We start from the raw sequence: 19,008 nt of genomic DNA, 5'->3' as shown, positions 1-19,008 counted from the left end.
GTGGCGTGCGGTGCTGTGTCCTAGTCCGTTGCCTGCGCCCGTCCTCTACCGCCTACCGCGCCGCGTCCCGTACTGCCTCGTCGAGCAGCCGCAGCGCCTCGTCCTCAAGGCGGTCAGCCTCATCGCGATCACGGTACGCCGATCGGACAGTGTTGGTGATGCGTTCGCGGTCGGCCGGAGTGCAGAGGGGGATGGGGACTTCACGGCGGAGTATGGCGTGGATGTCCTGCGGGCCTGTGCCGACGCACAAGGAGCGCATAACTCGGAAGGACGCGTCGCTGCGCATGTAGGCAAAGAGGTATTCACCGGAGACGCCATACTTTTCGGGGCGCACCCGAAGGAAATGTTCAGAGAAGGCATATTTTTCACGCCATGCATCTGAGACGTAAGCAGCTCGACCGATAAGGGCGCTCTCAGTGAGCAGACCTTGTGAGGCGACAAGCACGGTACCCTTGTCAACTTGAACGAGCATTCGCTCCGATTCCTTAAGCGCGATCCTCCGCTCCACAGGACGCACCCAAAACACCTGGCGTTGCCCTACCAAGGGAATTCCATTTTCGCCTTCCACGTCAATTCGCTTGAACCTGTGCCCGCGCTCAAGTTCACCTCCCTCACAGATTTCACCCAGCGAGGCATGGGGCACTTCCCGAATCAACTTGGAAATCTCTCTGGCTCGCTCGTCGTGGTTGAGTGCCCTGAGAGACATCGAATTGATTCCCTTTACCTCGAAACCCAACGGCCGGGGCATCTCGTGCCATCGCAGGTCTGCCAGCGCTGGGAGCCCCGCGCTCTCGAACAGATCCTCCGTCGCTGCTCGGACCTTCCCCTGGAAGCCCGCCCGCAGATCAGCTGCAGTTTGGATCAGTTCGTGGATGCGCTCTTCGATCTCGTCCTCGAACCGTGGCACCGGAAGATTGGTGAGATGTGACGCCTCGATGTGCTGGATGATCGAGCCGGCCGCCTGCGAAACAATGATGGGGATCCCGTAACGGCTTTGCAGGAAGGCATTCAGATAGCCTGGGTGGATCTTCTCTTTATCCGGGCTTACTTTCATGACATGCTGAGATGACCAAATACCGGCCATATCCGCTCGGACATATGCCGTGCGCCCGACTGTGCCAGAGCAAGAGATGAGCGTCATTCCCGGCTCAATCTCCAGGTAAGAAAGCTTCTCGGCATCCTTCTTCCGCAAATATGGAAGCCAGCTGAAGTCGGCTTCCAGCATGTCGGTGCTACCCATGAAGGGCACGCCGTACTTGCTGTCGTCCATGTACACACGGCGAAACTTTGGGCCATTAAAAATTCCACCATCGTGTCCCTGCGTGAGGTGGTGCAGCGGCTCCTTGGGTACCGACAGCCGCTCCAGCAGCTTCCGCGCCTCATACGCCCCCGACAGGTACGGCGCCGCGTCCAGCCGCGCGCTCTGTTCAATGAGCCAGCCCGCACGCACGGGATTGTCGGTATTGACGAGCTTCACGAGTACGTAGTCTCCGGGAACCAGGCGCACAGAGTGTCGCGCAACAGTGTGAATGCTGGGTCGACGCACCCCTTGACCGAAATGCTGGCAGTGAGCCGTCTGAACGCCGCGTTGGACTGGTCGGCGCCGTGGTGCTTCTTCATGTGCTCCAGCGCCTTCTTGGGCAGGACCGGTTTCCGACTGTCCGTCGGCCAGTGGCCGGTCTTCTCCAAGATCTGCCGGTAGTCGCTCGGAATGCGGAGTTCCCGGGCGATGTTGGGGTTGTTCTCCTGCCAGAGCCATGACTCCAGCTCCGGCTTGAGGACGATCACAGCAAAGGAACCGGCCTCCCAGTCCTTGGCCATGCCGAGCTCGATGTGAGCGGTGATCGCGTCGGCGCCGGGGCTTCCCTCCCACTTTTCGTCGATCATCACGATCGCCCGTCGGTGGGTTTCTTGGTAGAAGCTGAGTAATCCCCGATGATGCCCGTAGACCTCGGGATCACAACGTGGGGCGACGACAATGTCCTCCAGCGGGTCGAAGTCGAACGACGCACAGCCAAGCCCCCGGTGGGCGTACTCGCGCCCCAGGTAGCCGTCCAGCATCTGCTGCATGCCGCCGTCGGCGACCAGGAAGACGACGTCTCGCCGTTCCTCCTCCCCCTGCGTCATGCCAGCACTCCCGCCGCGAAAAGGGTGCCGAGGTCGAGCCCGTCCACCGTGCCCTTCCAGTTCTTCATCCGAGGGTGCTCGGTGCCTGGCAGGACCTCCACAGCACCGTCCTTCCTGATCCGTGCTGCCAGGACCTGATCCAGTTCGGTGTGTGCGAGGACCAAGGGAGAGTGGGTGGAGACCCACACCTGGCTTCCGTACAACGAGCTGAGTGACTGGACGACGGTCTCGATCGCCCGGGGATGGATGCCGTTCTCCGGCTCCTCGGTAACCAGCAGGCTGGGTACGGCGTCGTTTGGCAGATACGGCAGCAGGGTCAGCGCCAGGACGCGCAGAGTCCCGTCGGAGAGGCCGGAGGACGTGACCTTGTGACCACCCCGATAAGCCACTGTGAAGTAGGCGCGGCGGTCCTCTTCTCGTACCCGCACCCCGATGTCCTCGACCTGGGGCAGCGCGGTACGGACATGGTCGACCCAGTCGCGGTGACGGCGAGGGTCGGTCTCGTACAGGTGGAGTGCGAGCCAGGGGGTGTTACGCGCGTCGGGCCGGACGGCGAGTTCGTCGCCAGGGGGTGCGGCTTCTCTCAGTCGCTCCCAGTCCGGGTCGTAGAAGACGGTGCCGTCCTTGAGGAAGCCACGCAGCCACAAGGCGGCCGGGAAGAGTGAAGGGTCCGGGAGGACAGCCTCCAGGGCGAGTTGGTCGACCGGCACCTTGAAGGCAGGCAGTTGCGGGGCGGTCGCGGTGGTCTCCGGAGTGAGCCGCGAGTAGGCCAGGCCATTACGGGCGATCACCGATTGCCAGTCGGGGTGCGCCAGGGTTCCACTCCCCTGGTCGGGCGCGCCCTGACCCCACTCGCCGGGTCGTGGTTGGTGCGCTCCCGGAATGACGCTGCCGTCCGGCTTCGGACCGGTGAAAAGGAACAGATACTCGGCGCCGACCTCGATCCGCTGCGGCTGAACCGTCAGCCGCAATTCGTACCGCAGATGGGTGGGCAGCGGGTTGTCGAGGGACGGAAGGGAATCCTCGGCGAGTTCAGCAGCTACGTCATCCGGCAGGCGTGCTTCGATGGCGAAGTCCACCGTCTCACCCTGACCACGGTGCAGCAGCTCGATCGGCCGGTGGGCCCGCGCGGTCCGGCGTTCGCCGAGGCGGCGCAGCACGGCGTCGGTGACGCGGCGCTCGCGCAGCAGATCACCGAGGAGCACTGGGATGTCGAGGAGTGTGGTCTTGCCCGCGCCGTTGGCGCCGGCCAGCACATGGTAGTCACCAAGTCCGAGGCTGAGCTTGGGGAAACAGCGGTAGTTGTATGCCTCGATGCGAGTGATCATCGCGGAAGCCCTGGCTCGGGGTGGACAGCGCGGAAACGCTGATAAGCCTCGGCGATCAGCGGCAGGTCGTCGTCGACGGCCTCACGGATACGGGGCACGGTGCGGATCTCGTCTCCCACCCGCTCGACTTCCTCGATGGTCTCCAGGATCACTTCTCCGTCAGGGCGGCGCTTGTGCACCGCCTTCCCACGGCGGTCCTTGCCGACCTTCTCGGCCACGGCCATGAAAACCGGATAGTCGGTCGGGCGGCCGTTCAGCGCCTCGGTATTGATCTCGTCCTGCGTCTTCTTCTTCAGACACAGCACAGTGGTGAGAATGTTGACGTTGGCGTCGGCGATGAAGGTCTCTACCGGCAGCTCGATACTGGCGAGCACCCAGCAGTTCTCCAGGATCCATTCGCGGATGCCCTCGTCGACCGGCCCGGGGTTCGACAGGATGCCATTAGGCAGGACCAGACCGATCCGGCCTCCCTCCTGCACCCACTGCACCGCACGCTCGATGAACAGCTGCTCTGGCGCGAGCGCAGTCACTGGCCGGTCCGCGACGATGACACCTCTGCTCGTCTTGTCACGTACGAAGGAACGTGCGACGCCAGCGCGGTACATGTCGAGGGTCTCGGTCTCCTCGATCTTGATGTCCGTACCGAAGGGCGGGTTGCTCATGAATACGTCGACACTGCCCAGCGGGATCTCGCGCTCCGCCTCAGCCACTCCGGACAAGTGTCCATGCGGGAAAGCGAGCGAGTCCATGTGGAAGACCTTGCCCGGCGCTCCGGTCATCAGCATGGTGCTCATCCGGGTGGCCCTGACGAGGAACGGGTCGAAGTCCGCACCGAACAGATGCCGGTCGGCGTACTCCCGCAACCGGGTCTGATGCTCGAGCAGGGCGTCCAAGTCATCCGGCAACTTCGCCGTGCCCTCGGCCTCTTTCCACTGTTTGAGCAGATGCTGCAGGGTGGCGCGGAGGAAGCCGCCGGTGCCGCAGGCCGGATCCAGGACCGTCTCGTGTTCCTGAGGATCGAGGATCGACACCATCAGGTTGACCGCACCCTGAGGCGTGAAGTACTGACCACGGTCACCGCGCAGGTTAGTACCCACCAGCTCCTGGTACGCGAGGCCCTTCACATCGATGTCGGTGCCGGAGAGGTTGTACGGAGCCAGCTCACCGACGATGAAAGCCAGCGCGTGGTCCGACAGTGAGATCTCGTCACGCACGGTGAACAGAGCGTATGTCTGCTTCACCTCGTCGAACAGTTCGAGTACCCGTTCACGGATCCGCTTGCGGCCCTCAGCTGTGAACGGCTCGTCGGGGTGAGCGAACAACCTCAGCGGGGTACGGCTGGCTCGGGAGGTCCGCTCATCATGCATCTTGCAGAACAGCAGATAGAGGAACTGCCAGAACGCGGCGTCCTTGGGCATGCCCTCGTTGCCGTGCACGTAGTTGTGGCAGCGGCGGAAGGCGGTCTTCAGCTTTCCTGCCTCACCGCGCCGCAACGTGGCGAGCGTGCCGGCCACGCTCCGGCTCAGCGCGGAATCATCGGCCATCGGCCAGTCCGAGCGCGGCTCGAACTGGGCTCCCATCCGGGTGACCTCTTTGCGGAGGAAGAAGAGATCAAGGCCGTTGGTCCACAGGCCATAGTGGATCTGCGGCATCTCCTCCGACCCCATGAGCTCCTTGAGCTCTTCCAGATCTTTGTTGGCCTGCTCGAAGGTACGGATCTTGGTCACCGCGCGGCCGGACTTCGGCTCGGGTTTGCAGACTACGACCCGGTGCAGGTTCTTCAGAGTGTGCTCCGCACCCGGCTCGAAGATCGCGATATCGAGTTTCTTGGTGCGCCGTCGCCCTCCCTCTGAGTGGACAGCGAGCGGAAAGTCGCGCTCCATGTCAGCGAAGCGAATGCCGTATTCATGCCACAAGGCTCGCGCCACCCACTGGCGCACCTGTTCCTTGGGGGTGTCCTTGACCGGCGAGTTTGTGATGATGTCGATCAGCTCGCCGTCTCCCAGCGAGGTGGTGGCGTTCGAGGTTTGCGGCGTGGCGGTCCCAGGCTGCACTGACTCTTGCGACTGTTCGCCGTCCGCCGCGTCGAAGCCCAGCTGCTCCACGACCCGTGCCTTCCCCTCTGACGCGTCGACCTAGGTCACACGTCCGCTTCTACCGGCTACTTTGTGTAACGGTTTGGGCTTCGCTCATTGCTCACCATGAACCGCAGGTGGTCCAGTCTAGTGTTCCGACCACGGGTTGATTCAGTGGTTCGGGTTCGCTGCGTGACAGGGGTGTGCCGATACCTGCTGTCCTCTCAGCTGAAGGCGAGTGCGCGGGAGGTATCGCGGACGTGGGTCAGGAACTGCCGATTGCGCACGTAGTGGAGCGTGTTGGTGGCAGGGTCGCCCATCAGCGCTCGCGAGGTGAGATCCGCATGCCGGTGCCGGTGATACTGGCGTAGCTCCCACGTGGCGCCGGCCGCGGGATACGTAGGCCCGGCAATCTTTTCGGCTACCAGCCGCACGGAGAACCTGGCCTCCAAGAGTGCCACGCAACGTCGTGAGGCCGGACACACCTGCGCCCACCACGGCTTGCTCTTCACGCCCCGCTCTCTTCTCAGCCCCAGCGCTCACCGATGGACCCGCGGGCAATTCCACTGACCAGCGCGCGCATCGCTGCCTTCGAGAACAGCAACGGACGACGGCTGATGTCCTTGGAGTCGCGCACTGCGGCTCGCTCGCCCAGTTCCGCAACTTCCACGCAGTCGTTCGCACCCCCGCTGTACGAGCTCTTCCGCCACCGCGCGTGCGCGAGATCGACGTCGTACTGGGCTGTCGTGACGTCATGCGGGGCAGCCATGCTGGGCGTGCTCACTCTTCGAGCTCCTTGCTGATGCGTGCGATGCGGGTGCGAGTCTCCGACGGGTCGAGGGCGCTTTCCCTCAACTGATCGAAGATTTCCGTGTAGTCGTCCACGTCCTCCGGGGACTCCAGATACACGGAGTTCTTGGGGTTCTCCAACCACACCAGGTCCGGCGTGGGATGCGGGAAGGTCAAGATGACGAACGGGCTGTACAGCCCGGGATGCGCGCCGAGCGAGAAGGGCAGCAACTGCACGGTGACGTTCGACTGCTCGCTCGCCTCCACCAGTTTCCGCAGCTGGTCGCGCATCACTTCTGCAGAGCCGACCGTCCTGCGCAGCACGGCTTCGTCGAGGACCGCCCAGAGCCTGGCCGGGGCCTCACCACCCAAGCGGCTGTTCTGCCGCTCCATGCGGACCCTGACCAGGGACTCGACCTGCGGCGGGGACAGGTCCTTCCTCATCTGGGAGATCACGGCACGGGCGTAGTCCTCGGTCTGGAGCAGTCCTGGCACGAGCATTGGCTGGTAGCTGGCGAGGTGTGTCGCGCCGGCCTCCAGCGCGAGGTACCCGTCGTAGCGGGTCGGGGTGAGCACCGTCGAGTACTTCCGCCACCAGGGCTTCTGCTGCTCCTTGTCCGCTCGCACGAGATCGAGTACGTCGGCGCGCCGGCCTTCGTCCTCGATGCCGTACAGGTCCAGCAGAGCGCGGACGAGGACCGGCGTCGTACCGCGTTCGCCGTTCTCGATCCGGCTCAGTGAGCCCTGGTTGACCTCCAGCTGGTCGGCGACCTCGGTGAGGGTGAGCCCGGTCGTGTCACGCAGTTCCTTCAGTCGTGCCGCGAGCTGTCGCCGGTAGACCGACTGCGGGACCAGGCTTCTCTTCAAGGCCATGCCGGAAGTCTCTCCGTACCGGCGCCGCCTCGACAAGCCCGTATGGGTCAACTTCTCAAGACATATTGCCTAGTTGAGGGTTGCGTCGGCATGCTGTCATGAGTCACGACGCGCGTTCGTACGGGTGCGCGCCGCAGCAGACCGATGGGCGATGTATCGCCACGACCCCGTCACCGGTGCGCGCCTCCACGCCGGTCCCGCACGCCGTACCAGGAGGGTGGGCCATGCCACGGACAACGCTGCTCCGGCAGCTGCTCCAGCAACGGCACCTGACGACGCACGAGGCTTTCGCCGCCCAGTACGAGCGGGCCGCGGTGCGGCTGGCGGAGCTCGACCGAGACCCTCGCCTGGCGTCCCTCCAGGTCTCTCCACGCCAGTTCGACCGCTGGTACGGCGGGGAGCTACTGACCCTGCCCCGTCCTGACGCCTGCCGGGTGCTGGAGCACATGCTGGGCAGACCGGTGTCCGAGCTGTTCTCCGCGGTGTACGACGGCGACTCCGAGTCCGGCCGCTCCGAGGAACCGCCCGCACGCCAGCAAGCGCCGAGTCCCCTTGCGCCACGAGAGGACGACGAGAACCCCCTGGACATCGTCGCCCGGACCCGGCAGCTCACGGCCAGCAACACCGACGCCGCGACGCTCGCGTTCCTGGATTCCTCCCTGGAGGGCATTGCCGGCCGGTACGAGCAGGACGGGCCGTACGCCCTACGCCCCCAGGCTCGCCAGGTGCGGCAGCTCGCCCACACCCTCCTCGACGGTCGCCAGCCACCAGGCACACGCCGCGAGCTCTTCCGCCTCGCCGCTCGCGCCTCCGGCCTGCTCGGCTACATGGCAGTGAACACGGGCGACTTCGCGCTCTCGGAGGCGTACTGCACCGAAGCCCGCGATCTCAGCCGCGAGATCGGCGACCTGGACACGGAGCTCTGGGCGCGCGGGACCCTCTCCTTCGGCCTCTACTACGCGGGCCGGTACGACGAGGCCGACGCTTGCGCCGCCGCTGCCGTCGAGCGCGCGCCACGCCACCCCCAGTCCATCCGCCTGCTCGCCAACGGCCGAGCGCGAGCCCTCGGCAAAACCGGTGACCGACGTGCCGTCGAGCAGGCGATCGGGCAGGCCCTCCGCCTCTCCGACCTCCACGAGGTACCCGTCGGGCTCACCTCCTGCATCTCCTTCGAGCCGTACGGACGGGCCCGGACGCTGGCCAACGCCGTCACGTCACACGTGGCCCTGCGCATCACGGCCCAGGTACTGCGTGACGCCGAGCACATCGACGACCTGGTGGAGCACTCGGCCTCCTCCTGGAGCCGTTCGCTCGTACGCCTCGACGTCGCCACCGCGCTGCTGCAGCAGCGCACTCCTGACATCGACCACGCGATGGCGCTCGGGGGTGAGGCCCTACGGCTGTGCGGAGACACCCCGATCAGCTCCGTCTACCAACGCTCCCGTGACCTGCGCGAGCAGGCCGGGCCGTGGCGTGATCACCCAGCGGTACGCGATTATGGCGAGGAGTTCCGGGCCTGGAGCTCGCAGCCAGCCGTCCTGGCCATGGCGTCATCCGCATCGTAGGCGCCGTCGATGTCGTCGTACGCCGGGGCAGTGTGAAGCCGAAGGAGTTCGACGGGTGCCCCTGCTCAGCGCCGATCCCGCCGCGTTCCCCGCCGAGCCTCCCGCCGACACGCATGATCCGGCGGTCACCGCGGCCCACGACTGGGCGGCGTTCAGCGCACTCGGCGAGATGACCGATCACTGGGCACGCCCCGGCTGGTCGGACGGCAGCCGGGCGTACTACTGGATGCTGACTTTCCCGGACGACCAGCCGCTCGCGACCCTCGCCGGACACTGCCAGGAGGAGCTGGCCCCACTCGGCCTCGACCCGGTGCCGACGGACGGACTGCACATCACCTTCGCCCGCGTGGGCAGGCCGGACGCTGTTGCCTCCGATCAGCTGGACAGCCTGGCGCGGGATGCGGAAGCGCAACTGCCCCCCGCGTTCTCCATACGCGCCATGCCGCTGGCCGGCTCCCGCGGTGCCGTCCGCCTGTCCCTCGGCCCGTGGGAACCCCTGCTTCGGCTGCACCACGCGCTGGCCAAGGCCGGAAGCAGTGCCGGTCTCGCCCCGAAGAAGCCGACATCCGCCTTCCGGCCGCACTTGAGCCTCGCCTACAACAACCGGCGGCGTCCCGCCGCCCCCGTCGTGGAGGCGGTCTCAGGTCTGCGTGCTCTCCCCGCTGTTGAACTCTCCGTGGACGCCGTTCAGTTGGTGGAGCTCCGGCGCGAGGGGCGGACGTACCGCTGGGATGTACGAAAGAGCGTCCCGCTCGGGTAGCCCACGGGCATCCAGGGGGAAGACCACGACCACTTCCTTGCCGATCGCGGTCGGCCGGACTGACCATTCGGAGGCCAGCGCCCCGACGAGCAGCAGTCCGAGACCACTTCCCGTCAGCTCATCCAGCGACGCCTGCGCTGGTCGCGCCTGGACCTTGGAGACGTCCCGTCCCGCGTCGTGGACTCGTAGTACCACTACGTCCCGGTAGACCTCGACGCACATGCAGTCCGGTCCGCCGGCGGTGTGTCTGACCGCGTTGCCCACCAATTCCGAGGCGATCAGAACGGCGTCGTCGACGCGCTCCGGTGAGGCACGTCCCTTGAGGGACTCGTGTACGTGTCGCCGCGCGAGGCCCGAAGGCTCGGCGCAGTCGGCCAGCTTCACCCAATGACGCCTCACCGGTGTCTGCCTGCAGAGGCGCTCTTCGTCTACCGCGTCCATCGCCGCTCTCGTTTCCGGTTGGGCACTGGACCGATCAGCCTCGCCATCCGTGAGCTGCGGCGGTACGCCGCAGCTCCGCCTCTTCGCGCGCCGCCGGACGGCGGACGAACGGCGTCCTGACGGCGTACCGCCGTCGGCCGCCCCCAGCGAGGCTCTTCTTCGAAGCGCCGGCCCTTGGCGTCTCGACCACAACCGGCTGGAGGTAACTCGGAATGAGCGGCAGCGCAAGGCAGATCGCACCGCACGAGGTGCCCCCGGGCGCGCGCCTGGTGCTGTACGCCTGCCTGCCCGCGTCGCTCGGTGAGATCGCCGACCACAGCGTGGCCAGCACACGGCGGTACGTCGCCGATGCCGGCTGGGAGGCGGTCGAGACATACGTCGACCGGGCGGCACCGTTCGAGAGCCGCGCCCTGTGCGAGGGCTGGCACAACGCTCTGGCCGCGGTCGAGCAGGGGAGGGCAGCAGGGATCGTCACCCCCCTGTTCGTGATGCTGGGTCATCTGGAGGAGGACAGGACGAACCTCGCGGCCTGGCAGGCCCGGACCGGGGCGTTGATCACGACGCCGTGGGCGGTCGTCGACGCCGCCGACCCGACGGTCTTACGGAGGACGGCGGCGTGATGACCACCATGCGGCGACGGCCTCTGCGGCAGCTGCTCGGCCAGATCGGATTGGTGCTGCGGCACCCGGCGAAGTATGTCGGCCGGTTCGGCTTCGGCGCCTTGCAAGTGCTGTTCCTGCCCGTCCTGGTGACCGGCACAGCGTTGACCACGCTCTACGCAGGCCAGATCCGGTAGCGACGGCCCGCGTCCTCGACTCCCTCTCCGGATGCTCCGAATCCCCGTCCCCCACGGAATCCGATCAGCCGGAGAGGGGCCGCACCGCAAGGTGCGAATGCAGGAACCCGGCCAGTGTGCGGCGCGGCGAACCGCACACCGGCCGGCCAGCAGTACGACGAACCGTTCGAACCCTTCCGACACGAGAGGAAGTGCGATGACCGCAACCACACTCAGCCCGATCAGCGCGCCACCGCCAGTAACGGCCGGCGCCGAGACGTACGTCGTGGCCGGCGCCCTCGACGTACCCGCCGACCCCTTCGACGTCGACCTCACCATCATCACGGAGGTCGACGCCGACCTGCTTCCCAGGGCGTGCGACACCGGTGACGGCTGCAAGCCGTCCTGCGCCTCGTCCTGCGCGAGCGCCGTCTGACAGCAGCTCGTACGCGAGGCCGGGGGCACTTTCGCTCCCGGCCCCGCCCCGGTCACAGCACTATGGCGGAGGCACTGGAAATGGGAAGTGACGGAAAGCTCTACCAGCACACGGGCGCGGCCCTGCTCCGGGCCGCCGCGACGCCGCTGACGAGCCTGCCGGGATGGTGGCCCGATCCGGCCGACACGGACGCCTGCCGCAGATGGCTGAAGCAGGTGTGGGCCGACGAGGGGTTCGCCGACGCCGTCCGGCAGACGAGCGGCGATCTTGCCACGCGGGTCGACGCGATCCGCGCGGGGCAGCCGGCACGTCCCAAGCAGGTCCGGCGCGCCGCCCTGGCCACCGTCCGCTATGCGCTGCGAGCCACCGGGCGGCCGACCCCGTTCGGCCTCTTCGCCGGGGTGGCGCCGGTCGGCGTGGGTTCCACACCGTACGCGAGATGGGGAGACGCACACCGGGCCGTGGCGCGGGTGGACACCGAGTGGCTGGACGACGTCGTCGCTCGTCTGGAGGCGAGCCCCGACCTGCTGGAACGCCTGGACGTGGTCCTGAACAACCTGGCGGCACGCCGAGGCGGACGCCTGCACGTCCCGCACGGCGGACCGATGGGGGCCACCGTCCGGCGCACCAGCGCGGTCCGTTGGATCGAGGACCTCGCGCGCGAGCCGGTCCGCTTCGCCGCTCTCGCCGAGAAGTTGGCCTCCGCCTTTCCCCGAACCGAGCCACGCCATATCACCGCACTGCTCGGCACGCTGGTGCGCGAGAAGTTCCTGATCACCAGCCTGCGCCCGCCGATGACCGACACCGATCCGCTGTCCCACCTGATCGAGCGACTGCACGGCGCGGACGTCGGTACCGTGCCGGAGGCCGCGCGGGTCCTACACGAACTGGAAGCGGTGCGACGCGCCGTGCACGAGCACAACCGGCTTCCCGCGAACCGCCAGGCGCCCCAACGGGAGGCGCTGACGCCGCTCTTGCGTCGGCTCTCCGGCGCGGGCCGAAGCCCTCTCGCCGTCGACCTGCGGCTGGACGCCGACGTACGGATCCCCGAGAGCGTCGCGCGCGAGATGGAGCGGGCCGCCGATGCCCTGCTGCGGTTGACGCGCCGACCGGCGGGCCAGGGTGTGTGGAAGGAGTACCAGGTCGCGTTCTGGGAGCGGTACGGCACCGGCACGCTGGTGCCGGTGAAGGAGGTCGTCGACGCGGCGGCCGGGCTCGGCTACCCGGCCGAATACCCCGGCAGCCGCATGACCGCGCCGCCAACGGTGGTCTCCGAGCGTGACGAGCGGCTGCTGGCCCTGGCCTGGCAGGCCCTGGCCGACGGCGGCAGGGAGATCGTCCTCACCGACGACCTGATCGACCGCCTAGCCGACGAGACGATGGCCACGCGCGAGGCGCCGCCCCACGTGGAGATGTGCGCGCGCCTGCACGCCGACAGTCTGCCCGCGCTGGAGCGCGGGGACTTCACGCTCACCGTGACGCCGGCCCGCGCCGCAGGAACACTCACGTCCCGGTTCTCACCGGTCGCCACCGGCTCGGGACTCGACAAGATCTACCGCCAGGTCCCCGCGAGCGTCGAGAACGCGCTGACCGCGCAGCTCTCCTTCCCGCCACTGTACCCGCACACCGAGAACGTCGCCCGTATACCCGCCTATCTCCCGCACGTGATCCCGTTGGGTGAACACCGCGGCGCTGCCGACACCGCGCCGACGCTCATCGGGGTCGATGACCTCGCGGTCACTGCCACGCACACCCGCCTGTACCTGGTCAGCATCTCCCGCCGTCGCATCGTGGATCCGCAGGTCTTCCACGCCATGGCCCTGGACAAGCAACCTTCGCCTCTGGCCCGGTTCCTGGCGCACCTGACACGCGCCTTCGGCCCCGCCTGGACCGGCTTCGACTGGGGTCCGCACGGCGCACGGCTGCCCTTCCTGCCACGCGTCCGCTACGGGCGCGTGATCCTCTCTCCTGGCCGCTGGAACCTGACCGCCGACGCCCTCCCAGGCCGAGGTACGGACACCCCGGAGTGGGTGGACGCCCTAGGCCGCTGGCGGAAGCGGTGGCACTGCCACGATGCCGTCGAGCTGCGGGAAGACGACCGGACACGGCGACTGCGGCTCGACGTGCCCGCCCATGTCGCTGTCCTGCGCGCCCACCTGGCCCGGGAAGGCCAGGCCGTGCTCACCGAGGCGCCACCCGAGGAGAGCTACGGCTGGATCGGCGGCCACGTCCACGAGATCGCCCTGCCGATGACCAGCACCCGCCCGCCGGCCCCCGACCCACTTTCCGGCCCCCTCCCCGTGCTCACCAACAGCACCCTCGGGCCCGTACCGGGATCGGTGTGGGCACCCTGGCTGAACGCCAAGATCTACACCCACCCCGACCAGTTCGAGGAGCTGATCGCCACCCACCTCGCACGGCTCATGGCCCAGCTCCAGGGCGCACCCGAGTGTTGGTTCGTCCGCTATCGCACCCCGCATGACCCCGACCACCTACGCCTGCGCATCCGCACCCGAAGCCCCGGGCAGTACTCCGCCCACACCGAGCTCGTCGCCCGATGGGCCGCCGGGCTGCGTCACGAGGGGCTCAGCAGCAGGCTCGTGTTCGACACGTACACCCCGGAGATCGGCCGCTACGGCCCTGGCGCCGCCCTGCGCGGTGCGGAGGCGGTGTTCACCGCCGACTCGGCCTACTCCCTCGCCGTCCTGCGGGGCCTCGGAGGCGACGGCGTCGACGGCCTCGACGGACGCGCGCTGGCCGCGGCCGGCATGGCGGACATCGCCTGCGGTCTGCTCGGTCCCGACGAGGGCATGCGTTGGCTGGCCAACCGTCCCGCTCCTCCGGCCCGAGCCGAGCGAGGCGTCAGAGACCAGACCGTCGAACTCGTTCGCCACACCACGCCCCGCGCCCGCGGCTGGGGCGAAGCGCTCGCACATGCGTGGCACCGCCGCGCGGTGGCCCTGAGGCTGTACCGCGAGCACCTCGCCGAGGACATGGACCTCGACTCGGTTCTGGAGTCCCTGCTGCACATGCACCACAACCGCCTGCGCGGCCTGGACCGGGAGGACGAGCGGATCTGCCGGCGCCTGGCCCGTCAGTCCGCTCTCGCGTGGACCGCACGGCCGGGGGAGAGCCACTCATGAACCACGACGCGTCGCCGACACCCACCAGGCCCGGCTGGGGCCAGTCGCTGTACTCCGGCGCGGCGGGAGCCGCCCTGCTGCACGCCGTCAGGGCCCACACCGGCGAAGACGACACGGACGCGCTCCGGCCGTGGGCCGCCGCCATGGTCAAGGGCCCGATACAGGCCGCCCCGGAGGCATGCGGCCTGTACGAGGGCGCGCCAGCTGTCGCGTACGTCCTCAGCTTCACGCACACGGACACCGCCACCCGCGCTCTCGCGACCCTGGACGCACACCTCACCGACGTCACCCGCGACCGCCTCAAGCGGGCGAACGCCCGCATCGACGGCGGCGCGCCGCCCAGCCTGGGCGAGTACGACCTCATCAGCGGACTGACCGGCCTGGGGGTCTACCACCTGCACCGCGGTCACCGGACAGAACTACGGGACACCCTCGCCTACCTGGTGCGGCTGACCGAACCGATCACCATCGAGTCCCAGCTCCTGCCCGGCTGGTGGACCAGCGAGAGCCCCGACCTGCGCCCGTCGCCGCGATGGCCCGGCGGACACGGCAACCTCGGTCTGGCCCACGGCATCAGCGGACCCCTCGCGCTGCTGGCCACCGCCGTGCGCCACGGCCACACAGTGCCCGGACAGAAACGAGCCATCATCCGGATATGCGGCTGGCTCGACCAATGGCGCGACGGTACGGGCTCGCGCGCCTGGTGGCCGGGCCTGGTCACCCGAGCCGAACACCGACGCGGCGCTCTCCAGCACTCGGTACCAGGACGTCCGTCCTGGTGCTACGGCACCCCGGGCATCGCCCGCGCCCAACAACTCGCCGGCATCGCCCTCGGCGACCGCGACCGGCAACGCCGGGCCGAACAGGCCCTTGCCGGATGCCTGGCCGACGACCAGCAGCTTGCCCAGCTCACCGACGCATCCCTCTGCCACGGCTGGGCGGGGCTCATACAGACCGCCTCCCGGGCCGCCGCCGACGCCGTTGACGACGAACTCGCGGCGCGTCTGCCCCGTCTTCGAACCCGGCTCGACGAGCACCTGGACCACAGCGGACTGCCGGACGGTGTCGGCCTGATGGACGGCACGTCGGGCATTCACCTGGTCCGTCTCACCGACCCCGTCAACACGGCGACCACCGGCCCCTGGGACCGCTGCCTGCTCCTGGCGGGATGACGCTCGTGAACCGCACCCCGCACCAGATCACCTGAGTACGCTCTGCCCCTGCCGTACGCACGGCCGGGCACCTTCCGGAAGGACGCGATGAACACCACCACCGGCGCCTCCCCCGAGGACCTGCGCAACCGCCTGGTCGACGCCATCCTGCAGCAGGACGTCTCCGGCCCTCGCGACGCACGCGTCGAAACCGCGATGCGTGCCGTACCCCGCCACGCCTTCCTCCCCGGCGCACCCCTCCAGGAGGCGTACGCCAACAAGAGCGTGACCATCAAGGAGAACCCCGACGAGGACGAACTCCCACTGAGCTGCGCCTCCCAGCCCGACGTCGTGCACTTCATGCTGGTCCAGCTCGCGGTCCGCGAAGGTGACAACGTCTTCGAGGTCGGAGCCGGCACTGGCTACAACGCCGCCCTGCTCAAGCAGCTCACCGGGACGTCCGGGCAGGTCACCACGTGCGACATCGCCCCCGACGTGACGGCCTACGCCCGCCGGATGCTGGACGCGAACGGATACGCCGACGTTCGCGTGGTCACGAGGGACGGCGCCCTCGGCGCCCCGGAGTTCGGCCCCTACGACCGAATGATCGCGGCGGTCGGCATGTGGGACCTCCCCGGAGCATGGTGGGACCAGCTCGCTGTCGGCGGACGCCTCGTGGTTCCGCTGCGATGGCGCGGGCTGTCCAGGTCCGTGGCGTTCCGACGGGAGAAGGACCGGATGCGGTCCGACTCCGTCAGGATGTGCGGCTTTCTCCCGGTCATCGGCCAAGACGGCGAGCGGAACGACAACATCGACGATGACCGGCTCGTCAGGCTCTACTGGGACGAGGACCAGCCCATCGCCCCAGAGCTGCTGCGCGATGCCCTCACCCGACCGAAGTCGGCCGTCTGGACGGACGCGACGGTCGGCTCCGTCGAGTCCTTCGACGGCGTCTGGCTGCGCCTGAGCGCCACCGAACGAGCGACCTGCCGCATCACTGCGAAGCCCGCGGCACTGGAAGCCGGCCTCCACCGCCCCGCCTCACCGGCCCTGAGCCCAGCCCTCGTCGAGGCCGACTCCATCGCCTACCTCACTCTGGAGCGCACCGCCGAGCCTCAAGCCACCGAACCCCGGTTCCGGCTGGGAGCCGTCGGCTACGGCCCGGCCGGCGCCGAGCTCGCCGAGCGGATCTGTGCGCAGATCCGTGCCTGGAGCCCGGCCAGGACCGTCGAACCCGCGATCACCGCCTACCCTGCGGACACGCCGGACAGCGACCTCGCCGACGGAGCCGTGATCGACCGGCCGTCCGTGCGGCTCGTCATCGCCTACTGACCCTGCTGATCCTGACGCAGGCGGGCGCGGCTGTCGGCAAGTACGGCCGCGCCCAACGAAGCGGGAGCAGAGTGGTGCTGGACGACGGTGGTCAGCCCTGGGCGAGGTTCGCCTCACAGGTGGTGCACCGCCGCACGGCCATCCGCTTCGGATTGCCCGCGGTGGCAGTCGCCGGGTAGGCGCTGCCCAACCGTTCCCAGAGCCCGTGCGGAGGATTCGGGATCCACCCCCACCGCGGGGGCCGTACGTCGTCCTCGGTCATGTGGTCGCACCAACCGGGCAGGTGCGCGCACTGCCCTGGGGAGATCAGGATGGTGTCATCCGGATGAGCACGCCACTCCCTCTTCACGGACGTCTTCGCCGAACGAGGGGCCGCCGAAGCGGACGAGCCCGGCGGGCAGTCGCATCCGAGCCCGATGACGATCTGGCTGCCGCACTCCTCGCAGCGCTCCACTTTCACAGTCCCACTCACCCTCACGCGGCGCCGGAGTCGATCCGGTAGACGATCTTCCCGTCGGACTCGGTGAACCCGCGCGACTCGTAGAAGGCCCGTGCGCCTGGGTTGTCGCGGTCAGCCATCCATTCCACCCGGCTGCACCCGGGACGCGCGGCGGCCAAGGTGCGGAGTTCGTCCATGAGACGAGCACCGATGCCCTGTCGGCGCAGGGTGTCGCGGACGTAGAGCTCCTTCAGGAACAGGGAGTGCGTGGAGCCGGCTGCCGGCCAGAGGAAGGAGTAGGCGGCGAGACCCACGATGTCCCCGGCCTCGTCCTCGACGAGAAGGGTGGACGCCAGCGGTGGCGCGCCGAAGAGGGCCTCTTCCACCTGGAGGCGGCGCTCCTCGATCGGCTGGATATCTGTGTCGGTTGCCCCGTAGAACCGCTCGACCTCCTCGATCAGCTCGGCCACGGCAGGCACATCCCGCTTCTCCGCGGGACGGATCGTCACGGTCATCGGCGCCTCCTGTCCATTCTCGATTGCTTCGGTATCTGCTGTATTCGCTCTTTCCAACGCGTGATCCCCTTCCGGCGGTACGGCACACGCGCCTACGGCGACGCCGCAGCCCGTGCGTATGGGTTCCAGCCGTGCTGCCGCAGGGAGCCCTGCACGTGTCGGATGAGGTACTCCAGGTCCGCGCAGTAGATAGACGGATTCCGGTAGCCCTGGGCTTCGCTGAAGCGGTGCGGGAGGTAGCCACCGCCGCACACGTCCACGAGTGGGCAGGCTCGGCACTGTTCGGCGAGCGCATCCTTGCCGTGCTGCCGGTGCAGCAGCTTTGGATGCGACAGAGCTTCGTCGAAGGAGTGGCGCAGGACGTCGAGCCCGAGCCAGGAGGCACCCTCCTCGACCGACCGCAGGGTGTCCACCGCCTCGATGGAGCCATCGGACTCGATTACGACGCTCGTCGGCGGTGCCAGGCCGAGCGTCTCCACCGAGCCGCGCACGCCTGAGCTGAGGGCCACGATGTCCTCCAGCATCCGGATACTGTGCCCGTACTCCGGCCGGGCGAGCCAGGCGTCGTAAACCCTGCTCATCCACAACCCGTACTCGGGCACGCTCGGGTCGGCGCGGTGCGGCGGATCGTCGTGGGTTGCGTGCGGCAGGCCGAAGTCGATCACGGGCGGTTCGAACGCCGCTATGTAGTCGTGGACCTCTACGGGGTTGTTAGCCAGGTCCACGACGGCGAGCAGCCCCGCGAACAGGTGTGGCCGCGACCGGAGGAGTTCGATGCCGTGCACGGCGGAGGCGGCGCTCGACCGTCCGGCGTGGGTCAGCCGGTGCCGGTCGTTCGCACGCGGCGGTCCGTCGAGGCTGACGCCCACTGCGACCTCGTACCGCTCGAAGAGGTCCAGCCAGGCACTGGACAGAAGCGTCCCGTTGGTCTGGAGCTCGAAGAGAACCCGGGTCTCGGTCGGCGCCTCGTCCCGGACGGCCTCCAACAGCTCGGCCATGTGTCGGATGCCGACGAGAAGCGGCTCCCCGCCATGCAAGACGACGTGGATGGTCCGAAGCCCGTGCGTGGAGGCGTGCTCACCGATCTGCCGGGCCGCAGACCGGGCCACAGCGAGGTCCATTCGGGCGGGCAGGCGCCGCGCCACCTGGTCCTTGGAGTTGAAGACGAAGCAGTAGTCGCAGTCGATGTCGCAGCGGTTGGCGACCTTGAGGATGAACGTCCCGAAAGGAACGGGGACTTCGGGTTCTGTCATCGAGCG

18 protein-coding genes are annotated in these 19,008 nt (G+C 68.1%); 8 read left to right on the top strand and 10 right to left on the bottom strand.

Annotated elements, in window-relative coordinates:
- Nucleotides 1-52 precede the first annotated feature (52 nt).
- The 6 genes from AB0N16_RS25275 to AB0N16_RS25250 all read right to left on the bottom strand — a co-directional run bounded on the left by AB0N16_RS25275 (nt 53) and on the right by AB0N16_RS25250 (nt 7,192).
- Nucleotides 53-1,477: a restriction endonuclease subunit S gene (locus AB0N16_RS25275; RefSeq protein ID WP_365800314.1), complete on the bottom strand. Its 1,425-nt coding sequence runs from the start codon at nt 1,475-1,477 to the stop codon at nt 53-55.
- Nucleotides 1,474-2,127, bottom strand: coding sequence for a hypothetical protein (locus AB0N16_RS25270; RefSeq protein ID WP_365800312.1), 654 nt, complete (start codon nt 2,125-2,127; stop codon nt 1,474-1,476). Before AB0N16_RS25270 ends, AB0N16_RS25275 begins: the two co-directional genes overlap by 4 nt.
- A complete protein-coding gene (locus tag AB0N16_RS25265; RefSeq protein WP_365800310.1) occupies nt 2,124-3,455 on the bottom strand; it encodes an AAA family ATPase in 1,332 nt (443 codons plus the stop codon). The genes AB0N16_RS25270 and AB0N16_RS25265 overlap by 4 nt, the downstream gene beginning before the upstream one ends.
- Nucleotides 3,452-5,560, bottom strand: a complete 2,109-nt coding sequence (locus AB0N16_RS25260) for an N-6 DNA methylase (RefSeq protein ID WP_365800308.1) — start codon at nt 5,558-5,560, stop codon at nt 3,452-3,454. Before AB0N16_RS25260 ends, AB0N16_RS25265 begins: the two co-directional genes overlap by 4 nt.
- A 496-nt stretch (nt 5,561-6,056) precedes the next feature.
- Entirely contained in the window at nt 6,057-6,314 is a 258-nt protein-coding gene (locus AB0N16_RS25255) for a DUF397 domain-containing protein (RefSeq protein WP_365800306.1), read from the bottom strand.
- Nucleotides 6,311-7,192: a helix-turn-helix transcriptional regulator gene (locus AB0N16_RS25250; protein ID WP_365800304.1), complete on the bottom strand. Its 882-nt coding sequence runs from the start codon at nt 7,190-7,192 to the stop codon at nt 6,311-6,313. The genes AB0N16_RS25255 and AB0N16_RS25250 overlap by 4 nt, the downstream gene beginning before the upstream one ends.
- Nucleotides 7,193-7,416: 224 nt before the next feature.
- Between AB0N16_RS25250 and AB0N16_RS25245 the strand changes: the two genes are divergently transcribed.
- Together AB0N16_RS25245 and AB0N16_RS25240 are read left to right on the top strand one after the other, a co-directional pair.
- Nucleotides 7,417-8,757, top strand: coding sequence for a hypothetical protein (locus tag AB0N16_RS25245; protein ID WP_365800302.1), 1,341 nt, complete (start codon nt 7,417-7,419; stop codon nt 8,755-8,757).
- A 55-nt stretch (nt 8,758-8,812) separates the two neighbouring features.
- On the top strand, nt 8,813-9,517 hold the full coding sequence (locus AB0N16_RS25240; protein ID WP_365800300.1) for a 2'-5' RNA ligase family protein: 705 nt from the start codon (nt 8,813-8,815) through the stop codon (nt 9,515-9,517).
- Here AB0N16_RS25240 and AB0N16_RS25235 read toward each other — a convergent pair.
- Entirely contained in the window at nt 9,398-9,958 is a 561-nt protein-coding gene (locus AB0N16_RS25235; protein ID WP_365800298.1) for an ATP-binding protein, read from the bottom strand. The genes AB0N16_RS25240 and AB0N16_RS25235 overlap by 120 nt on opposite strands.
- 212 nt (nt 9,959-10,170) lie before the next feature.
- Between AB0N16_RS25235 and AB0N16_RS25230 the strand changes: the two genes are divergently transcribed.
- From AB0N16_RS25230 to fxlM, 6 genes are all read left to right on the top strand, one after another.
- A complete protein-coding gene (locus tag AB0N16_RS25230) occupies nt 10,171-10,578 on the top strand; it encodes a hypothetical protein (RefSeq protein ID WP_365800296.1) in 408 nt (135 codons plus the stop codon).
- Nucleotides 10,575-10,754 carry a hypothetical protein gene (locus tag AB0N16_RS25225; protein ID WP_365800653.1) on the top strand — a complete coding sequence of 60 codons (180 nt, stop codon included), beginning with the start codon at nt 10,575-10,577 and terminating at the stop codon, nt 10,752-10,754. The genes AB0N16_RS25230 and AB0N16_RS25225 overlap by 4 nt, the downstream gene beginning before the upstream one ends.
- A 196-nt stretch (nt 10,755-10,950) precedes the next feature.
- A complete protein-coding gene (locus AB0N16_RS25220; protein ID WP_365800294.1) occupies nt 10,951-11,169 on the top strand; it encodes an FxLD family lanthipeptide in 219 nt (72 codons plus the stop codon).
- 80 nt (nt 11,170-11,249) lie between these two features.
- On the top strand, nt 11,250-14,312 hold the full coding sequence (locus tag AB0N16_RS25215; protein WP_365800292.1) for a lantibiotic dehydratase: 3,063 nt from the start codon (nt 11,250-11,252) through the stop codon (nt 14,310-14,312).
- Nucleotides 14,309-15,484, top strand: coding sequence for a lanthionine synthetase C family protein (locus AB0N16_RS25210; RefSeq protein ID WP_365800290.1), 1,176 nt, complete (start codon nt 14,309-14,311; stop codon nt 15,482-15,484). The genes AB0N16_RS25215 and AB0N16_RS25210 overlap by 4 nt, the downstream gene beginning before the upstream one ends.
- Nucleotides 15,485-15,571: 87 nt before the next feature.
- Nucleotides 15,572-16,795: a methyltransferase, FxLD system gene (fxlM, locus tag AB0N16_RS25205; RefSeq protein WP_365800288.1), complete on the top strand. Its 1,224-nt coding sequence runs from the start codon at nt 15,572-15,574 to the stop codon at nt 16,793-16,795.
- 91 nt (nt 16,796-16,886) lie between these two features.
- On the opposite strand, the gene AB0N16_RS25200 is transcribed toward fxlM, so the two are convergent.
- The 3 genes from AB0N16_RS25200 to AB0N16_RS25190 form a co-directional block, all read right to left on the bottom strand.
- Nucleotides 16,887-17,057 carry a hypothetical protein gene (locus AB0N16_RS25200; RefSeq protein ID WP_365800286.1) on the bottom strand — a complete coding sequence of 57 codons (171 nt, stop codon included), beginning with the start codon at nt 17,055-17,057 and terminating at the stop codon, nt 16,887-16,889.
- Between the two features lie 212 nt (nt 17,058-17,269).
- Complete coding sequence (gene haaN, locus AB0N16_RS25195) at nt 17,270-17,749, bottom strand: cyclophane-containing RiPP N-acetyltransferase HaaN (protein ID WP_365800284.1); 480 nt, start codon at nt 17,747-17,749, stop codon at nt 17,270-17,272.
- Between the two features lie 92 nt (nt 17,750-17,841).
- A complete protein-coding gene (locus AB0N16_RS25190) occupies nt 17,842-19,002 on the bottom strand; it encodes an FxsB family cyclophane-forming radical SAM/SPASM peptide maturase (protein WP_365800282.1) in 1,161 nt (386 codons plus the stop codon).
- Nucleotides 19,003-19,008 lie beyond the last annotated feature (6 nt).

The organism is Streptomyces sp. NPDC051105, from assembly GCF_040682795.1.
Lineage (GTDB): Bacteria > Actinomycetota > Actinomycetes > Streptomycetales > Streptomycetaceae > Streptomyces.
This window is presented reverse-complemented; position numbering and strand designations above follow the sequence as displayed.